General features: G+C 71.9%; 14 protein-coding genes. 5 read left to right on the forward strand and 9 right to left on the reverse strand.

Annotated elements, in window-relative coordinates:
* Nucleotides 1-64 precede the first annotated feature (64 nt).
* Complete coding sequence (locus tag LN251_RS33645; RefSeq protein WP_383667606.1) at nt 65-811, forward strand: IclR family transcriptional regulator; 747 nt, start codon at nt 65-67, stop codon at nt 809-811.
* Here LN251_RS33645 and LN251_RS33650 read toward each other — a convergent pair.
* The 6 genes from LN251_RS33650 to LN251_RS33675 form a co-directional block, all read right to left on the reverse strand.
* Nucleotides 799-1,938 carry an aromatic ring-hydroxylating oxygenase subunit alpha gene (locus LN251_RS33650; RefSeq protein WP_058926938.1) on the reverse strand — a complete coding sequence of 380 codons (1,140 nt, stop codon included), beginning with the start codon at nt 1,936-1,938 and terminating at the stop codon, nt 799-801. The genes LN251_RS33645 and LN251_RS33650 overlap by 13 nt on opposite strands.
* Before the next feature lie 160 nt (nt 1,939-2,098).
* Nucleotides 2,099-3,259, reverse strand: a complete 1,161-nt coding sequence (locus tag LN251_RS33655; RefSeq protein ID WP_458247926.1) for an NAD(P)/FAD-dependent oxidoreductase — start codon at nt 3,257-3,259, stop codon at nt 2,099-2,101.
* Complete coding sequence (locus LN251_RS33660; RefSeq protein WP_458247927.1) at nt 3,256-3,618, reverse strand: bifunctional 3-phenylpropionate/cinnamic acid dioxygenase ferredoxin subunit; 363 nt, start codon at nt 3,616-3,618, stop codon at nt 3,256-3,258. Before LN251_RS33660 ends, LN251_RS33655 begins: the two co-directional genes overlap by 4 nt.
* Nucleotides 3,619-3,845: 227 nt before the next feature.
* Nucleotides 3,846-4,475 (reverse strand): MBL fold metallo-hydrolase, encoded by a 630-nt coding sequence (locus LN251_RS33665; protein WP_458247928.1) that lies wholly within the window; start codon nt 4,473-4,475, stop codon nt 3,846-3,848.
* Nucleotides 4,475-5,560: an S-(hydroxymethyl)mycothiol dehydrogenase gene (locus LN251_RS33670; RefSeq protein WP_458247929.1), complete on the reverse strand. Its 1,086-nt coding sequence runs from the start codon at nt 5,558-5,560 to the stop codon at nt 4,475-4,477. Before LN251_RS33670 ends, LN251_RS33665 begins: the two co-directional genes overlap by 1 nt.
* Nucleotides 5,561-5,660: 100 nt before the next feature.
* The gene (locus LN251_RS33675; RefSeq protein ID WP_458247930.1) at nt 5,661-6,266 is read right to left on the reverse strand and encodes a TetR/AcrR family transcriptional regulator; all 606 of its coding nucleotides are present in this window, start codon (nt 6,264-6,266) and stop codon (nt 5,661-5,663) included.
* A gap of 84 nt (nt 6,267-6,350) precedes the next feature.
* On the opposite strand from LN251_RS33675, the gene LN251_RS33680 reads away from it, so the two are divergent.
* Both LN251_RS33680 and LN251_RS33685 read left to right on the forward strand, forming a co-directional pair.
* Nucleotides 6,351-7,196: an SDR family oxidoreductase gene (locus LN251_RS33680; RefSeq protein ID WP_458247931.1), complete on the forward strand. Its 846-nt coding sequence runs from the start codon at nt 6,351-6,353 to the stop codon at nt 7,194-7,196.
* A 192-nt stretch (nt 7,197-7,388) separates the two neighbouring features.
* Complete coding sequence (locus LN251_RS33685) at nt 7,389-8,156, forward strand: alpha/beta hydrolase (RefSeq protein WP_458247932.1); 768 nt, start codon at nt 7,389-7,391, stop codon at nt 8,154-8,156.
* A 61-nt stretch (nt 8,157-8,217) separates the two neighbouring features.
* Here the strand turns inward: LN251_RS33685 and LN251_RS33690 are convergent, their stop codons facing one another.
* The gene (locus LN251_RS33690) at nt 8,218-8,697 is read right to left on the reverse strand and encodes a polyketide cyclase (protein ID WP_458247933.1); all 480 of its coding nucleotides are present in this window, start codon (nt 8,695-8,697) and stop codon (nt 8,218-8,220) included.
* A 136-nt stretch (nt 8,698-8,833) separates the two neighbouring features.
* On the reverse strand, nt 8,834-9,748 hold the full coding sequence (locus LN251_RS33695; RefSeq protein WP_458247934.1) for a LysR family transcriptional regulator: 915 nt from the start codon (nt 9,746-9,748) through the stop codon (nt 8,834-8,836).
* Between the two features lie 161 nt (nt 9,749-9,909).
* Here LN251_RS33695 and LN251_RS33700 point away from each other — a divergent pair, with 161 nt between their 5' ends.
* Together LN251_RS33700 and LN251_RS33705 are read left to right on the forward strand one after the other, a co-directional pair.
* Nucleotides 9,910-12,204 (forward strand): FdhF/YdeP family oxidoreductase, encoded by a 2,295-nt coding sequence (locus LN251_RS33700; protein ID WP_458247935.1) that lies wholly within the window; start codon nt 9,910-9,912, stop codon nt 12,202-12,204.
* A 289-nt stretch (nt 12,205-12,493) separates the two neighbouring features.
* The gene (locus LN251_RS33705) at nt 12,494-13,513 is read left to right on the forward strand and encodes a LacI family DNA-binding transcriptional regulator (RefSeq protein ID WP_458247936.1); all 1,020 of its coding nucleotides are present in this window, start codon (nt 12,494-12,496) and stop codon (nt 13,511-13,513) included.
* Here the strand turns inward: LN251_RS33705 and LN251_RS33710 are convergent.
* Nucleotides 13,496-17,464, reverse strand: coding sequence for a glycosyl hydrolase (locus LN251_RS33710; protein ID WP_458247937.1), 3,969 nt, complete (start codon nt 17,462-17,464; stop codon nt 13,496-13,498). The two genes, LN251_RS33705 and LN251_RS33710, sit on opposite strands and share 18 nt — an antisense overlap.
* Nucleotides 17,465-17,524: the final 60 nt, after the last annotated feature.

A 17,524-nucleotide genomic window follows, 5' to 3' on the forward strand; every position in this document is an offset into this window, starting at 1 on the left:
GTATAGTTTCGCTGTGAGCAACCACAGCACAGACACCGAAACGTCAAATTCGCAGGCCGGCGGAGTGCAGTCGGTCGACCGTGCCATCAGCGTCCTGGAGATACTGGCCCAACGCGGCGAGGCCGGCGTCAGTGAAGTGGCCGCCGAGATCGATGTTCACAAGTCGACCGCGTTCCGCCTGCTCGGCGCCCTGGAGGCGCGCGGTCTGGTGGAGCAGGCGGGTGAGCGGGGGAAGTACCGGCTCGGCTTCGGCATCGTGCGGCTGGCCGGCGCGGTCACCGGGCGCATCGACATCACCCAGCAGGGCCGCCCGGTGTGCGAGCGTCTCGCCGAGGAGATCGGTGAGACCGTCAACATCGCGGTGCTGCAGGAGCATTACGCCATCAACCTGTACCAGGTGCGCGGTCCGGGGGCGGTCACCGCGCACAACTGGGTCGGCCAGCTCACCCCGTTGCACGCCACGTCGAGCGGCAAGGTCCTGCTGGCGTACCTGCCCGCCAAGGAGCGCGCCGCGCTGCTGGCGGAGGCGGGCCTGAAGAAGGTCACCCCGCACACCATCACCTCCAAGGCGAAGCTGGAGAAGCACCTCGCCGAGGCGCGGGAGGCCGGATACGCCTGGACCATGGAGGAGTTGGAGATCGGCCTGCACGCGATGGCCGCCCCGGTCCTCGACCGGGACGGCGAGGTCATCGCGGCGGTCACCGCCTCCGGGCCCTCGTACCGCTTCACCGAGGAGCGCATGCGCGAGCTGGCCCCGGTGCTGATCAAGGGCGCGGAGGAGATCAGCCACCGCATGGGCTACCTGGGCTGAGGAAGCCCTCCACTGAGCCGCTCGTTCACCCAGTCGTGGAAGGCGCCGATGTGGTGCTCGCTGGGCACCAGCACGCCGCCCTTGGCGTACATCCGTGAGCTCATTCCGGGCTGCGTGCGCTCGCACGCGTCGAAGTCCTGCTGGTTGACGCGGTGGAAGAGCTCCACGGACCTGGTGACGTCCTTGCCGCTGTCGACGACGTGCGGGAGATAGAGCCAGTCGCACTCGACGATCGTGCGGTCGACCGACACCGGGTACATGCGGTGGAAGATCACGTGGTCGGGGACGAGGTTGATGAACACCTGCGGCTTGACGGTGATCGCGTAGTAGCGGCGGTCCTGCTCGTCGCCGACGCCCGGGATGCGGTCGAGGCCCTCGCCGCCGTCGACGGTGAAGCCCCGGACCTCCTCGCCGAACTCGGCGCCGTGGCCGACGTAGTACTGCGCTGCGTAGCCGTCCGCGAACTCCGGTAGCACCTCGGTGAGTTCGGGGTGGATGGTGGCGCAGTGGTAGCACTCCATGAAGTTCTCGATGATGAGCTTCCAGTTGGCCTTCACGTCGTAGGTGATGCGCCTGCCGACGGAGAGGTTGTCGATGTCGTAGTGCTCGATCGACTCGACGTCGCCCAGCCGCTCGACGACCGCCCCGATGACGTCCTCCTCGAAGGACGGCGGGTTCTCCGCGAGGCAGACCCAGACATAGCCGAGCCATTCGCGCACGGCGACGCTCGCGAGGCCGTACTCGGTCCGGCCGACGTCGGGCATCTTGGTGAGGTTGGGGGCGGCGACGAGCTTGCCGTCCAGGCCGTAGGTCCAGGCGTGGTAGGGGCATTGGAAGGCGCGCTTGACCTCGCCGGACTCCTCGGTGCACAGCTTCGCGCCGCGGTGCCGGCAGACGTTGAAGTAGGCGCGGATCGAGCGGTCGCGGGCACGGGTGAGAAGGATGGACTCGCGGCCCACGTCGACGGTGCGGAAGGCGCCGGGCGCGGCCAGTTCCGAGGCGCGCGCCACGCAGAACCACATCGTCTCGAATATGCGCTCCTGCTCCTGGGCGAAGACCGCCGGGTCCGTGTAGGAGGAGCCGGGCAGGGTGGCGATCAGGCTGTCCGGCAGGCTGGTCGAGGTCACGGTGCACTCCTCGGGGAACGTCGTGGAGGGGTCATTCACGCGCCGGGAAGAGCGACTCCGGACGGCGTTGGGGCGGTACGCGCTTCTGTTGTCCATTACGCAACTGCGCGTGCTGTACGCAACCGTTGGGACCGCAGCATGTGATGCCGCGGCGACGGTGTCAAGATGTGGCGGCGAGCTGCTTGCGCCACCGCATGAACAGCCGGGGCTGGTTCATCCCGAGCACGGCGACCGGTTCTCCGGCGCGCCGGTACACGGCGAGGACGTCGCGGTCGTCCACGGCGCCCGCCTCGACGGTCACACTGTCGGCGCCGGCCGCGTGACCGGCGAACTGGATCTTCACGCCGTACTGGTCGGACCAGAAGTACGGCGGCCTGGGCACGCCCGGTTCCACGGCGCCGCCCGCCAGCAGCGCGGTCACGGCGGCGTCGGGGCGTTCTCGCGCGCCGGTCCAGTGCTCGACGCGGCGGTGGGCGCCCGCGCGCGGGTCGTACCAGTTGGCGCAGTCGCCGACCGCCACCACGCCGGCGAGGCTGGTACGCCCGTCGGCGCCGCACTTCACGCCGTTGTCGAGCGCGACGCCCGAGCCTTCCAGCCACTCGACGCACGGGCGGGCGCCCACGCCGACGACGACGATGTCGGCCGGCACGCTGCGGCCGTCCTCCAACAGCACGGCGTCGACGCGCTTTTCACCGCTCAGGCCCTTGACGCCCACGCCGCACAGCAGCCGTACGCCGTGGTCGGCGTGGAGGCCCGAGACGACGGCGCCCATGGCCTCGCCGAGAGGCCCGGCGAGGGGGGTCGGGGCCGCCTCGACGACCGTGACGTCCAAGCCGAGGGTGTACGCGGTGGAGGCCACCTCGGCGCCGACGAACCCGCCGCCGATCACCACCAGGCGTCCGCCGCGGGCCAGTTCGGCCCGCAGGGCGCGGGCGTCGTCGAGGGTACGCAGGGTGTGCACGCCGGCCAGGCCCGCGGAGCCCGGCAGGGTGCGGGCGGTGGCGCCGGTGGCGATGACGACGCCGTCGGCGCGCACCTCCCGCCCGTCGGCCAGCCGCAGGGCCTGGGACGCGCGGTCGAGCGCGGTGGCGCGGGTGCCGAGCAGCCACTCGGCGCCCAGGTCCTCACCCTCGGCCTCCAGCCCCAGGTCCGCCTCGCCGAGGGTGCCGGCCAGGAACTCCTTGGACAGCGGCGGCCTGTCGTACGGGCGGTGGGTCTCGTCGCCGATGACGACGAGCCGTCCGTCGTAGCCCTGCCGGCGCAGTGAGCGCGCCGCCGACAGACCCGCCAGCGACGCGCCCACCACGGCGACGGTCCTCACGCGGGACCTCCGGCGAGCCGGGAGGCGATGCACGGCGGAAGGTTGGGGGCGTCGGTCGACACCCGCACATAGATCATGCCGCCCTCGACGACGACCTCGTGCGTGCGGACCGGCAACTTGGCCGGGGGCGCGTCGACGGCACCGGTGCGCAGGTCGAACTTCGAGGCGTGCAGCGGGCATTCGACCTCGCAGCCCTCCAGCCAGCCGTCGGCGAGCGAGGCGTCCTGGTGGGTGCAGGTGTCGTCGATGGCGAAGACCTCGCCGTCGTCGGTGTGGAACACCGAGACGGGCGGGTCGATGTCGAGCCGGAAGGCCTCGCCTCGCGGGAGATCCGCGAGACGGCACGCGGGAATCATCATGACACCTCGGTGCGTATAGCGAAACGGATTGCGGTAAGCGCAACATCAGTCTGAGGTCGCCCAGAATGCTTGTCAAGGAGTTCCGACGCCGCGACGACCCGTAACGCTGGGTTGCTTCATCTGCAACACTTTGCGCGATACGAGACATAAAAAGCGGCAGCCCGCCGTCCCGTCCGGCGGAGGGCCGGACGGGACGGCGGGCGTGGGCGAGGCGGAGGGGACGGCGGTCAGAAGCCGCGGTCGATCCACTCCTGAAGGTGGGGCGCCTCGGCGCCGACGGTGGTCGTCTCCCCGTGTCCGGTGTGGACGACCGTGTCGCCGGGCAGCGTCAGCAGCCGGTCCCGGATGGACTCCACGATGGTCGGGAAATGGGAGTACGACCGCCCCGTGGCGCCGGGGCCGCCGGCGAAGAGGGTGTCGCCGCTGAAGAGCGCCGCCAGGGCCGGTACATGGAGACAGACCGCACCGGGGGCGTGGCCGGGGGTGTGCAGCACGGTCAGCTCGACGCCCGCGACCGCGAGCACCTGCCCGTCGGCCAGTTCGGCGTCGGGCGAGCGGTCGGGGTGGGTCTGCTTCCACAGGGGCAGGTCGTCCGGGTGGAGGAGGACGGGTGCGCCGGTGCGGGCGGCGAGTTCCGGCGCGGCGTCGATGTGGTCGTTGTGGGCGTGCGTGCACACGATCGCGCGCACCCGGCGTTCGCCGACCGCCGCGGCGATGGCGTCGGCGTCGTGCGCGGCGTCGATGACGACGACCTCATGGTCGTCGCCCACGATCCACACGTTGTTGTCGACGTCCCAGGTGCCGCCGTCCAGGGAGAACGTGCCCGAGGTGACGAGGTGTTCGATGCGGGCGGCCATCACAGCACCACCACCGAGCGCAGCACGTCACCGCCGTGCATCCGCTCGAACGCCTTCTCCACCTCGTCCAGGGCGATCGTCTCGGTGACGAAGGCGTCCAGGTCGAGCCGCCCCTGCTGGTAGAGGTCGATGAGCATGGGGAAGTCGCGGGAGGGCAGGCAGTCGCCGTACCAGGACGATTTCAGCGACCCGCCCCGGCCGAAGACGTCCAGCAGCGGCAGCTCCAGCTTCATCTCCGGGGTGGGCACGCCGACCAGCACGACCGTGCCGGCCAGGTCACGGGCGTAGAAGGCCTGCTTGTACGTCTCCGGGCGGCCGACCGCCTCGATCACCACGTCCGCGCCGAAGCCGCCGGTCAGCTCGCGGATCGCCTCGACGGCGTCGTTCTCCTTGGAGTTCACCGTATGAGTGGCGCCCAGCCTCTTCGCGGTCTCCAGCTTCCGGTCGTCGATGTCCACCGCGATGATCTTCGCCGCGCCGGCCAGCCGGGAACCGACGACCGCCGCGTCCCCGACCCCGCCGCAGCCGATGACGGCGACGGTGTCACCGCGGCCCACGTTGCCGGTGTTGATCGCCGCGCCGATGCCCGCCATCACGCCACAACCCAGCAGGCCCGCGGCCGCCGCCGACGCCGCCGGGTCGACCTTGGTGCACTGCCCGGCCGCGACCAGGGTCTTCTCCGCGAACGCGCCGATGCCGAGCGCCGGGGACAACTCGGTGCCGTCGGTCAGCGTCATCTTCTGCTTCGCGTTGTGAGTGTTGAAGCAGTACCAGGGACGGCCCCTCAGACACGCCCGGCACTGCCCGCACACCGCACGCCAGTTGAGGATCACGAAGTCACCGGGCGCCACGTCGGAGACGCCCTCCCCCACCGACTCCACGATGCCCGCCGCCTCGTGCCCGAGCAGGAACGGGAAGTCGTCGTTGATCCCGCCCTCGCGGTAGTGGAGGTCGGTGTGGCACACCCCGCAGGCCTCGATCTTGACCAGCGCCTCACCGGGACCGGGATCGGGCACGAGGATCGTCTCCAGGCTGACGGGGGCGCCCTTCGCGCGCGCGACGACAGCACGGACCTGATGAGTCATGGCCACTCCTCGGCTGGTACGAGACCTGGTCCCGATGTTGCTCATTACGGCACGCATCTCACGTGTCGCAACACAGCATCACCGCAGTGGTGCGCGGGGGTCAAGGAGTCGGCCTGTCGGCCTTCAGAGAGTCGATCCAGCCGAGGAGGCGGGCGCCCTCCCGTGTCATGACCTCGGGGTCGCGCAGGGCGTTGGCCAGCAGCGACATCCCCTGGTAGGCGGAGACAAGGGTGAGGGCGTGGCCGTCCGGGTCGGGAACCCCGGCGGCGCGGAACTGCTGCGAGGCCCAGTCGAGCAGCTGCCGTACGACCGCGGCCGCCTCGGCGTCGAGGGTGCCCTCCTCGCGCTTGTCGAGCTCGACGGCCAGCGTTCCGGTGGGGCACCCGCGGCGGGCGGCGGTGTCACGCCCGTCGATCCAGGCCGCGATCAGCCCCTTGAGGCGGTCGAGCGGGTCGGCCGACTGCTCCAGGGCCGCGGTGAGTTCGTCCAGCCGGGAGCTGTGCTCGGACAGCGCGGCCTGGACCAGCTCGTCCTTGGTCTTGAAGTAGTAGTACACGTTTCCCACCGGCACGTCCGCCTCGCGCGCGATGTCGGCCAGCGTGGTCCGCTCGACGCCCCGCTCGTGCAGCACCTGCGCCGCCGCCGCCTTCAGGCGACGCCTCTTGTCGGCCGCGCGCGCCACCCGGGGCGCAAGTGAGTCAGTCACCCAACCAACTATAGGCAGCCGCCGCATTCTGCTGCTAGGGTCGTTCTCAGTCAGTCAACTAACTAACTCATGTAGGGGAAGACGATGATCGTGGTGACGGGTGCGACCGGCAATGTGGGGCGGACGCTGGTGCCGTTGCTGGCCTCGGCGGGCGAGGAAGTGGTGGCCGTCTCGCGGCGGGCCCACCTGGAGGACCTCCCGGCCGGCGCGCGGCACGCCCGGGCCGACCTGGCGGACGCCGCGAGCCTGCGGCCGGCGCTCGACGGCGCCGACGCCCTCTTCGTGGTACTGGGCAGCGAGCTCAACAGCCGCGGACAGAGCCCGCGGGCCCTGCTGGACGAGGTCACGGCCGCAGGTGTCAAACGGGTCGTCCTGCTGTCCTCGCAGATCAACTCCACCCGCCCGCAGGCGCCTTCGCACGCGCGTCTGCGCGAGTTCGAGGAGGCCGTACGCGCCTCGGGAGTGGACTTCACCGTCCTGCGCCCGGCCGGCTTCGCCTCCAACGCCTTCGCCTGGGCCGAGTCGGTGAGGGCCCGGCGCACGGTGCTCGCGCCGTTCGGCGAGGTGGCTCTGCCCGTCGTCGACCCGGCCGACATCGCGGACGTCGCGGCGGCAGCGCTGCGGGAGGACGGGCACGCGGGACGGACGTACGAACTGACCGGTCCGGAGGCGATCGGTCCGCGCCGGCAGGCCGAGGTGATCGCCGAGGAACTGGGCGAGGACGTCGCCTTCGTGGAACTGTCCCGCGAACAGGCGCGCGCTCACCTGGCCCAGTTCATGCCCGAGGAGGTCGTCGACGGCACCCTGGACATCCTCGGCCGGCCGCTGCCCGCCGAGCAGACGGTCAGCACCGACGTGCAGCATGTGCTGCACCGCCCCGCGAGGCCCTTCGCCGCATGGGTCGCCCGCAACGCGGCGGCCTTCCGATGAGGCCCACCGGAAAAGGAGTTGGGGCGACGGCGTGCGCTTGGTAGCGTGCGACAGCCGTGAGACCGAGCGAGGAGGTGAGACCCGTGAACGCTGTATTCGTGTGGGTGCTCCCCCTCCCGTCACGGTCGGGCGACTGACGTAGCCGTCGCCGGGAGCGCCGCGATCATCAGGCACTCCCGAAAGGCACACGCCATGAACTCTTCCTTCTTCACCGCAGAGAAGACGTCCGAGGGCGTCCTCGAACGCGACTTCACCGTGGGCGACGTCCCCGGTGTCCTCTGGTCGCCCGCGTCCGGCGCCGACAGCGCGCCCCTCGTTCTGATGGGCCACGGCGGCGGCACGCACAAGAGGTGGCCCGCCATGACGGGCCGGGCGCACCGGCTCGTGGCCGGCGCCGGTTTCCACGTCGCCTGCATCGACGCGCCCGGTCACGGCGACCGGCCGCGTACGGCGCACGACGAGCGGGAGATCGCCGTCATGCAGGAGGCGATGGCGACGGGCCGGCCCGTCGGCCCGATCGTCGTCCGCTACAACGCCCACCTCGCCGAGCGCGCCGTACCGGAGTGGCGGGCGACCCTCGACGCCCTCCAGGAACTCCCCGAGATCGGGTCCGAAGGGCCCGTGGGCTACTACGGCCTGAACATGGCCACCGCGATCGGGGTACCGCTGACGGCGGCCGAGCCGAGGATCACCGCCGCCGTCTTCGGCCTGCACTGGCCCGACGCGCTGGCCGAGGCGGCGCGGCGCATCACGATCCCGGTCGAGTTCGACATGCAGTGGGACGACGAGCACATCCCCCGGGAGGCCGCTCTCGCCCTGTTCGACGCCTTCGCCTCCAAGGAGAAGTCGCTGCACGTCAACGCGGGCCGACACAAGGAGCTGCCCCGGTTCGAGGCCGACAGCGCGGTCCGGTTCTTCGCCCGCCACCTGGGCCGAACCGTGACCGCCGTTCCGGCCTGACCGAGCGAATGCCGGCGCCGGACCACCGGTCGGGCGCCGGCACCCGTCGCCGACACCGGCCTCACCCGGCGCCGACGAGGCCGGCCAGGTGGCGCAGGGAGTCGGGCAGGTGCTCCGGGCCGAACGGCGGAAACCGGATGCCTCGGTCGCGGATGTACCGAGGCACCTTCGACCAGTCGTAGGTGAGCGTCACCCGGGTCGCGGACGGTGTAAGCGGCGCGAGGTCGTAACGCCAGAGCCAGCCGCCGAACTCCAGCTGGCCGTCGTCCTTCTCCTGACCGGTCACCCAGCCGATGGCGCGCGGCGGGTCGAACACCTCGACCCTGTTGACCACCCGGTAGTCACCGTCCGGATGGTCGGCGTGGTACATCTCCATCCGGAAGATCTGCCCCACCTCGGCCAGCCGCGCCCGGTCCGCGGCCTCCTGGACCCAGCCGGTGCCGTCGATCGCGGCATGCGTCGTCGGGTCCGCCAGCACCGCGAACACCTTCGCGGCGGACGCGTCGAACGTCAGGGTCGCGCTCACGCTTTCCTCGGCCATGGTCCCCATGCTCCTCGTCCTCCCGCCGAACCGTCCCGTCGCTTCCGCGGACGCGGAGGCGGAACGCCGTCGAAGTGCAGACGGCGCGGTGGGACCCGACTCATCGGTCGTGCCGGGGGCTCCTCCCGCCGCGGGCTCAGCCGGGGAGTTCTTCCAGCACGGTGGCGATGCCCGCTCGCTCCGCGACGTCGATCAGGGCCTGGCCCATCACGGAGACCGGTTCGCGGGCCGGCAGGACCAGGCCGATGCGTTCCGTGCGGACCGGGCGGACCAGGGGTACGGCGTCCATGCCCGCGGGCACGCCGAAGACGTGCAGCCAGGCATGCGGCACGATGCTCGCCCACTGACCCGCTCTGACCTGGGCGAAGAGGGAGGCGATCGAGTCGGTCTCCACGCGTGGCGTCACGGAGACGCCGGCCGCCTCGAACGCCGCCTCCAGCACTTGGCGTCCCTGCATTCCGGGGTGCAGCAGACACAGCGGGTACTGGGCCGCGTCCTGCCAGGAGATCTCCGCCGGGCCCGTGTCGGGGGCGGAGCGCCGGATGAGCAGGACGTAGCGCTCCCGGTACAGCGGGACGAACCTGAAGCCGTGCTCGACGACGGTGCTGTGGTACGTGACGGCGGCGTCGAGCTCGTACGTGCCCAGCCTGCTGACGATGTCCACGGACTGCAGGTCGGCGAAGACCTGCACGGTGGCCAGCGGATTGGCCGCGCAGAACGGCTGGGTCAGCAGCGCGACCGCCGTGGCCGCCGTCGGAACGGTCCCGATGCGCAGCCGCCCGGTCAGACCGGCCCGCAGCGCCTGGATCTCGTCCTGCATCGCGTCCCGGTCGGCGAGGATGCGCCGCGCCCACACCACGACCCGCTCGCCCTCCGGCGTGAAGCCGTCGAACCGGCGCCCCCGCCGGACCAGAGGGATGTTGAGCTCGTCCTCCAGCTTCCGGATGCCCTCGGACAGGGTCGGCTGGGAGACGAAGCAGGCCTGCGCCGCCTTCGCGAAGTGGCGGGCACGGGCGAGGGCGACCAGGTACTCGAGTTGGCGCAGCAGCACCCTCCCATGATCCCCCGCATCCGGGCCACCGGCACCGGTGGGCCGCACACGCAGCCGTGATCGGCGCGGCCTGTCAGACGATCGGAACTTCCGCTTTGACCCGGCCCGACGCACGCCCGAACAGTGGGGAGGCACATCGACGGAAAGGGGCGTGCGGCCCGATGCGGGACTTCGACGAACCGGACGCGGACGACCTGTCCGTCACGGCTCCCAAGACCTGGGCCACCGGCGCGCCCGCGGTCGCCCACGCCCTGAAGTACGCCCTGGGCCAGACCTCCCCCGCCCGCACCGCCCTGACGCTGCTCAACATCAACCAGGCGAAGGGCTTCGACTGCCCGGGCTGCGCCTGGCCCGAGCCCGCCCCGGGCCGGCGGCACCGCAACGAGTACTGCGAGAACGGCGCCAAGCACATCAGCGACGAGGCCACCACGCGACGGGTGACCGCGGACTTCTTCCGCGAGCACTCGGTCGACGAGCTGAGCCGCAGGTCCGACCACTGGCTCAACCAGCAGGGCCGGCTGACCGAGCCGATGGTGCTGCGCGAGGGCGCCACCCACTACGAACCCATCGACTGGGACGAGGCGTTGGACCTCCTCGCCGGTGAACTGCGGGCCCTGGACCACCCCGACGAGGCGCTGTTCTACACCTCCGGGCGGCTGGCCAACGAACCCGCCTTCCTGCTCCAGCTGTTCGCGCGCGCCTTCGGCACCAACAACCTGCCGGACTGCTCCAACCTGTGCCACGAGTCCAGCGGCTCGGCCCTCGGCGAGACGCTGGGCATCGGCAAGGGCAGCGTGAGCCTCGACGACCTCTACGACGCCGACCTCGTGTTCGTCGTCGGCCAGAACCCCGGCACCAACCATCCCCGGATGCTCTCCGCGCTGGAGGAGACCAAGCGCCGCGGCGGCCGGGTCGTGGCCGTCAACCCGCTGCCCGAGGCGGGGCTGCTGCGCTTCAAGCACCCGCAGAAGGCGCGCGGCGTGCTCGGCCGCGGCACGACGATCGCCGACCAGTTCCTGCAGATCAGGCCCGGCGGAGACCTCGCCCTGTTCCAGGCGCTGAACCTGCTGCTGCTGGAGGCGGAGGACAAAGAACCCGGCACCGTCCTGGACCGCGAGTTCATCGAGACACACACCACGGGCTACGACGCCTTCGCCGAGCACATCCGGCAGACGTCCTGGGACGCGGTCCTCGACGCCACCGGGCTCACCCGCGACGAGATCGAGGAGGTCCACGAACGCGTGCTGGCCAGCCGCGGTGTCGTCGTCTGCTGGGCGATGGGCCTGACCCAGCACAAGCACGGCGTGCCCACCATCCGGGAGATCGTCAACTTCCTTCTGCTGCGCGGCAACATCGGCCGCCCGGGTGCGGGCGTGTGCCCGGTGCGCGGGCACAGCAACGTACAGGGCGACCGCACGATGGGCATCTGGGAGCGGATGCCGCAGCCGTTCCTGGACCGGCTGGGACGGGAGTTCGCGTTCACGCCGCCGAGCGCGCACGGCCTGGACTCCGTCGACTCCATCCGGGCCATGCGCGACGGATGCGCCAAGGTCTTCGTCGGGGTCGCGGGCAACTTCGTGCGGGCCACGCCCGACAGCGACGTCACCGAGCGCGCCCTGCGCACCTGCCGCCTGACGGCGCACATCTCGACCAAGCTCAACCGCTCCCACACGGTGTGCGGGCGCACCGCGCTGATCCTGCCGACGCTCGGCCGCAGCGACCGCGACGTGCAGGCGGGCGGGGAGCAGTTCATGACCGTCGAGGACTCCATGAGCGAGGTCCACGCCACCCGCGGCCGCCTCGCCCCCGCCTCCCCGCACCTGCTCAGCGAGGTCTCCCTCATCACCCGCCTCGCCCGCAAGGTCCTCGGCGCCGAACCGGCCATCCCCTGGGAGGAGTTCGAGGCCGACTACGACCTCGTCCGCGACCGCATCGCGCGCGTCGTCGACGGCTTCGAGAACTTCAACGAGCGCGTGCGGCGCCCCGGCGGCTTCCGCCTGCCCAACCCCGTCAACTCCCGTGTCTTCCGCACGCCCAGCGGCAGGGCCGTCCTCACCGTCAACGACTTCACCGTGCTCCGGGCCCCCGAGGGCCATCTGGTCCTGCAGACCCTGCGCGCGCACGACCAGTGGAACACCGTCCCCTACACCCTGGACGACCGCTACCGCGGCATCAAGGGCGGACGGCGCGTCGTCCTCGTCAACGCCGCCGACCTCGCCGGTCTCGGCCTGGCGGACGGCGACCTGGTCGACCTGGTCGGCGTCTGGACCGACGGCACCCAGCGCCGTGCCGACGCCTTCCGCGTCGTCGCCTACCCCACTCCCCCGGGGTCGGCCGCCGCCTACTACCCGGAGACCAACGTCCTGGTGCCGCTCGACAGCGTCGCCGACATCAGCAACACCCCGACGTCGAAGAGCGTGATCGTACGGCTGGAGCGGGCCGCCACGGCCGGCTAGGGCCTGCCGTTTGGATCAGCTCGGCTGCGGGGGACGGTGCGTCATGGCCGACCCGAGCGGGGTCTGGTGCGTGCAGCTGCAAGGCGGAGTAGGGGGTCGATGCGGAGCATCGGCGAGTGACGACAACGCCGCAGATGTGCGTGCCAGACCCCGCGACGCCGAGCTGATCCAAACGACAGGCCCTAGCTCCCCCGGCTTCGCTCAAAACGTTGCAACCCCGTCCGGGGTAGACTTGCGTCGCCTACATGGAGCACGTCGTGCCTGGTCGCACGGCTGTCACAGCGAGGGGGTGGACGCCATTCCGGTTAGCCCCGCCCGAATCCAGGACGTCGCGGCCGCCGCCGGGGTCTCGGTGTCGACGGTGTCGAACGTCCTCAACCGCCCCGAGCGCGTCAACGCCCGCACCGCGGAGCGGGTGCGCGACGCCGTCGCGGCACTCGACTACGTTCCCCACCCCGGCGCGGCCGGCCTGCGCACGGGCCACTCGTCCTCGATCGGCCTGGTCCTGCCGGACGTCACCAACTCCTTCTACGCTCGCATCGCCAGAGGCGCCGCCGACGCCGCCTACGACCACGGCTATTCCCTCGTGCTGTGCCACAGCGGGGACGCGCCGGAACGGGAGCAGGGCTACTTCACCATGCTCGCCGAGCAGCGGGCCGTCGGTGTCGTGGTGGTGCCGCTGAGCGCCGATCCCACCCGGCTGACCCGGTTGCGCGAGCGGGGCATCCCGCTGGTGCTGGCGGACCGGGCGATGCCCGCCCAGGACGGCTGTTCCGTCTCCGTCGACGACATCGCCGGCGGCCGTATCGCCGTCCGGCATCTGCTGGAGTGCGGGGCGCGTGACCTCCTCGTCGTCAACGGCGAGCGGTCGATACGGCAGTGCGCCGACCGCTTCCAGGGTGCCCGGCAGGCCGTGCGCAGCCGGCGCGGGGCACGGCTGGGTCAGGTGGTGGCCGAGGAGATGACCGTCGGATACGGCCTGGAGATCGCCCGCGGCCTCGACGAGCTGCCCGACGCGGTGTTCTGCACCAACGACTTCCTCGCCGCCGGGCTGTGCCGCGGGCTGGCCGAGCGGGGGGTGAAGGTTCCCGAGGACGTGCAGGTGGTCGGGTACGGCGACCTCGACATCGCGAGTTTCGTGGGGACGACCCTGACGACGGTGCGCCAGCCGGTCGAGGAGTTGGGCAGGGCGGCCGTGGAGATGCTGCTCGACGAGGTGGAGGCGGGGACCGAACACGCCCACGAGGCACGGGTGTTCGCGCCGGGGCTGGTCCTGCGGGACTCCACCCTGTCAGCCTCCGCCAGCTGAGCCGGGAATCGTCAGCGTCACCGGCCCCAGGAGTCCCGACGCCAGCTGGGAGGGGAACGCCCAGGCGGTCGGGGTGGCTTCGGCGAGATACGGGGCGAGGGTGTTGCGCACGGTCACCTCGATCCTGATCGTGCGGCCGGCGGCGCCGCGCAGCTCGAAGCGGTACGGCGGGCAGAACGCCTCCCCGACGGGTTCGCCGTCGACCGCCACCTCGACGCTGCCGCGCACCCGCCCCAGATCCAGTACCGGGTCCGCCCCGGCGGGTACCTCCAGTTCGCGGGCGTAGGTCACGCCGCCGCTCCACCCGCCGAGGCCCAGCGACCGCCAGTCCCCCAGGGGGAGCGGTGCGGGCACGGTGCGCACCCGTACCGGCCCGCGCCATGCGCCGCCGCCGCGCAGCACGGCCGTGGGTGCGGTGACCACCTCGACGTCGGCGGCCTCGGCCAAGGGCCGGTCCAGCGTCAACTCCGGTCCGGTGAAAACCTGTTCGGGACCTCCGCCGACCCTCACCCGGGCGGACAGGGCCAGCGGCAGGTCCAGCGTGACGGTGCCCGGCGGCACGGTGAAGCGGAAACGCTGTGCCGTCTCGCGAAGGTCGTCGGTGCAGCGCAGGGGCAGTACGGCCGTCCCGAGAACGGGGGTTCCGTCGAGCCAGTCGGCGTCGGGCAGCGGATGCGGCCGTACCGCGGCACGACAGTGCCGCAACTCCCCCCACCGACCCATGTGTTCCACGGTACGCCCGCTCCACGCCCCCGTCCGGGCCTCCCACCCGGCGCCGCTGACCAGCGAGGCCGTGCCGGCCACCAGGTCGACGAACACCGCGTCCCGCGCTCGGGCACCGTCCACCACGACGTCCAGGACGTGGTCACCCACCGCCGGGGTCAGTTCGTGCCGGAAGAACATCGGCACCGCGCCCCAGTCGGACTCGTAGTACTCCACCTTCTCCTGCCGGGCCACAACGACCCCGTCGAGCAGCACGGTGACACCCGCCGCGGCCCCCACCACCAGCACCGCCCGCGTCCCGCCGCCGTCGACGGACAGCCGCCCCCGGTAGGTCACGCCGCCGTCCGGCCGCACGCCGTCGGGCAGGCACATGAACTGCGGGCGCGGCCCGAAGGTTTCCGGGTGGGAGAGGCAGAAGTAACTGCCCAGCGGGGCATGGGCCTTGGCGGAGATCTGGGCGGGGCGGTCCTCGGCGTCGGACAGTTCGTACTCCAGGACGTTGCATCGCCGGTCCACGTCCACGCGGGCGGAGGCCAGATAGCCGTCCCCGGTTTCCAGCGGTTCGCCGTTCCACCACACGCGTTTGGCCGCCGCCGCGCCGACGCCGAGGTCGGCGGGCCCGCGGTGGTCGGTCTCGACGATGGTCCTGACGCGGGCGACGGTTCCGGCGCCGGGCACGGGAACCCGTACGAACTCCTCCGGCACAAGGCCCTTGTTGCCGAGCAGACCGTCCGGGTCGGGGATGCCGCGGCTCGACGAGAACAGTGACACCGCCCACCTCTCCGCGGGCGCCACGAGCGGCAGTTCGCCCGTCAGGACGCGGATGACGGAGGCGCGGTCCAGCGGCTCGGGGGCCCGGTCGGCGGGTACCGGGGGCAGATGGCGGACCCGGTTGCCGTAGGTCGCCCGCGTCCGGCCCCAGCCGGTGTCGTCCTCCGTCCAGTCCATGGTCCAGATCTGCGGCTCGTCGACGGCTGAGCCGGCCGGGAGCGCGAGGTCGCCCCAGGTGTTGTCCAGGGTGGGGACCAGGCTCCCCTGCCAACCGGTCGAGAGGTCGACCGTCCGGGCCGGCTCGCGCCCGCGTGCCGCACCGCCGGCCACCGGGTCGGGGTCGCCCTCGCGCCACACGACGAGGGCGGCAGGGGCGCCGTCCAGCGGTACCTCGATGGCCGACGCGTCCGGGGAGACGGTGACGTGGGCGGGCTGCCGGATGCCGGTCGCGGGGTTCCAGATCTCGGCCTCGGCGACCGGTGCGCGGACGGTGACGGTCCTGGTGGGGGCGTAACGCGCCGGGTCGATGGTGTGGTCGCCCTTGGGCGGGTGGGCCCGGGCGTCGGGGAAGGCCGCCGTCACCAGGGCGACCGCCTGCGCGCCCTGCCGCCGGACGAGCAGGGGCACGTCGGCCGTCGCGTGGCCGGCGGCGTCCGCCACGGCCACCGCGCCCGCCTCGGCGTCCGGCACCCGCAGCAGCCCCGGATGCGCGCTCAGGGCCGCTACGGCCGAGTCGTCGCCGGCGAGTCCGGCGGCGGCCTCGGGGAGGCGGCCCACGGCGACCACCCGGCCGCCCGCGTCGAGCAGTTCGGTCAGCCGGCGTGCCGTGCCCTCCTCCAGGACCGTCGCCGACGGCAGCAGCACCGCGCTGTAGGCCGACTCCCCGACACGCAAGGCACCTTCGGCAGCCGTGCCGCGCTGGACCGAGGCGTCGTCGATGACGTCGAAGGAGATGCCGTGGCGGTCGAGGGAACCGATGCGGGGGCGCAGCCAGTTGTTCGTGCCGCACAGCTCCAGGTAGTGCCGCTGGGTCTCGTCGACGTCGGCGTGGCCGTCGCCGAGGCGGCCGTCGCCGAAGTGGCGGACGGGTGCGTCCAGGGGGATGAGGGCCTGCATGGTGGCGGTGGGGTGCAGGACGGCGACGTCGGCGCTGTAGGCGCCCCAGGACATGATCGAGCAGATCCGGGCGACGGCGCGGGAGAAGGCCGGGTACTGCCGCCAGTACGGCTGGCGCCAGTCGGTGGAGGGCGGCGCCCACTCGAACCAGCCGCCCGCGGTGCCGAAGTAACTGGCGTGCGGGTTGTACAGGTTGGCGCCGCTGCGCAGGAACGGCAGCAGCCAGTCGTAGGTGTCCTCCAGGGTGCCGCCCCAGCCGGAGGAGTGGAACGCCTCGATCCACACCCGTTCGTGGCCGTACAGGTGGGCCATGGAGGAGTGCACCTTGGAGTCGCCGTGGTGGTCGCTGCCGGCGGCGCTGCACCAGCGGTGGGTGCGGAAGTAGTCGGTGTAGATCTGGGTGGACTGGGCCGGGTAGCCGGAGCGGGCGGGGTGGCTCTGGTCGCAGCCCAGGAGCATGCCGCGTTCCTCGTGCCAGGCGGCGAGCGGCTTGAACAGCGCCTCCTCGGCGAGTTCGGCACGGACGGCGTAGTAGTCGGCGCGGATCTTCGCGGACCGCGGGTCGCCGGGCGCGGGGGCGCCGAAGAGGGCGGGCAGGTGGTCGAGGAGGTCGTAGCCGCGGCGGGCGAGGAACTCCTTGGGAAAGCGGGTGCTCCAGGAGTTGGTGGCGGGCAGTTCGTCCTGGAAGCTGCCCGCGACGACATTGCCCAGGTACTCAGGGACGCGGCGGTCGAACGCGTGGTGGACGGCGTCCATGAGCAGGCCCACGGTGTCAGGGTCGAGGTAGTCGAAGGCCGTGGGGACGGCGGTGACGACGTCGACCGGGCTGCCGTCGGGGGCCGCGATCCGCCCGGTGCCGGTGCCGGAGCCGTTGCCGGTCAGGCGCCGGCCGTCGGTGGCGTAGGCGCCCACCAGGATCTCCGAAGCGCCCAACGCCACCGTGCCGTTGGAGACGGTCGTCCACCGACGGCGCAGCGCCAGGCCGGCCGCCTCAGGGTGCAGACGGGTCACTCCGCCCTGGACGTTGGCGCCGGAGAACCCGATCTGGTCGTAGAACCACAGGCGCATGCCGGACTGCCGGGCGAGGGCGCAGGCATCGGTGAAGCGGGCCCACCACTCGTCGCCGAACCACGGCGGATCGTCGGCCGGGGCGCCGAAACCGGGCCCGGCGGGGGCCAGGTTGATGACCACGAGGTTGTGGACGCCGCCCTCGGCGAACCGGCGCATCTGCCAGGCGAGGCGTTCCCGTGTGACCTTCGCGCCCGACCACCACCACAGCGGTGTCGGGCCGAAGTCGCGGGGCGGGACGTCGAACAGGTGCTGCAGGGCGGGCGAGATCACGGATGCGGTCCTTCCGGCGGCGGCTCGGACGCTCTCACGGATCAAAAACGTTTTATACGC

Source organism: Streptomyces sp. MAI_2237 (assembly GCF_054189285.1).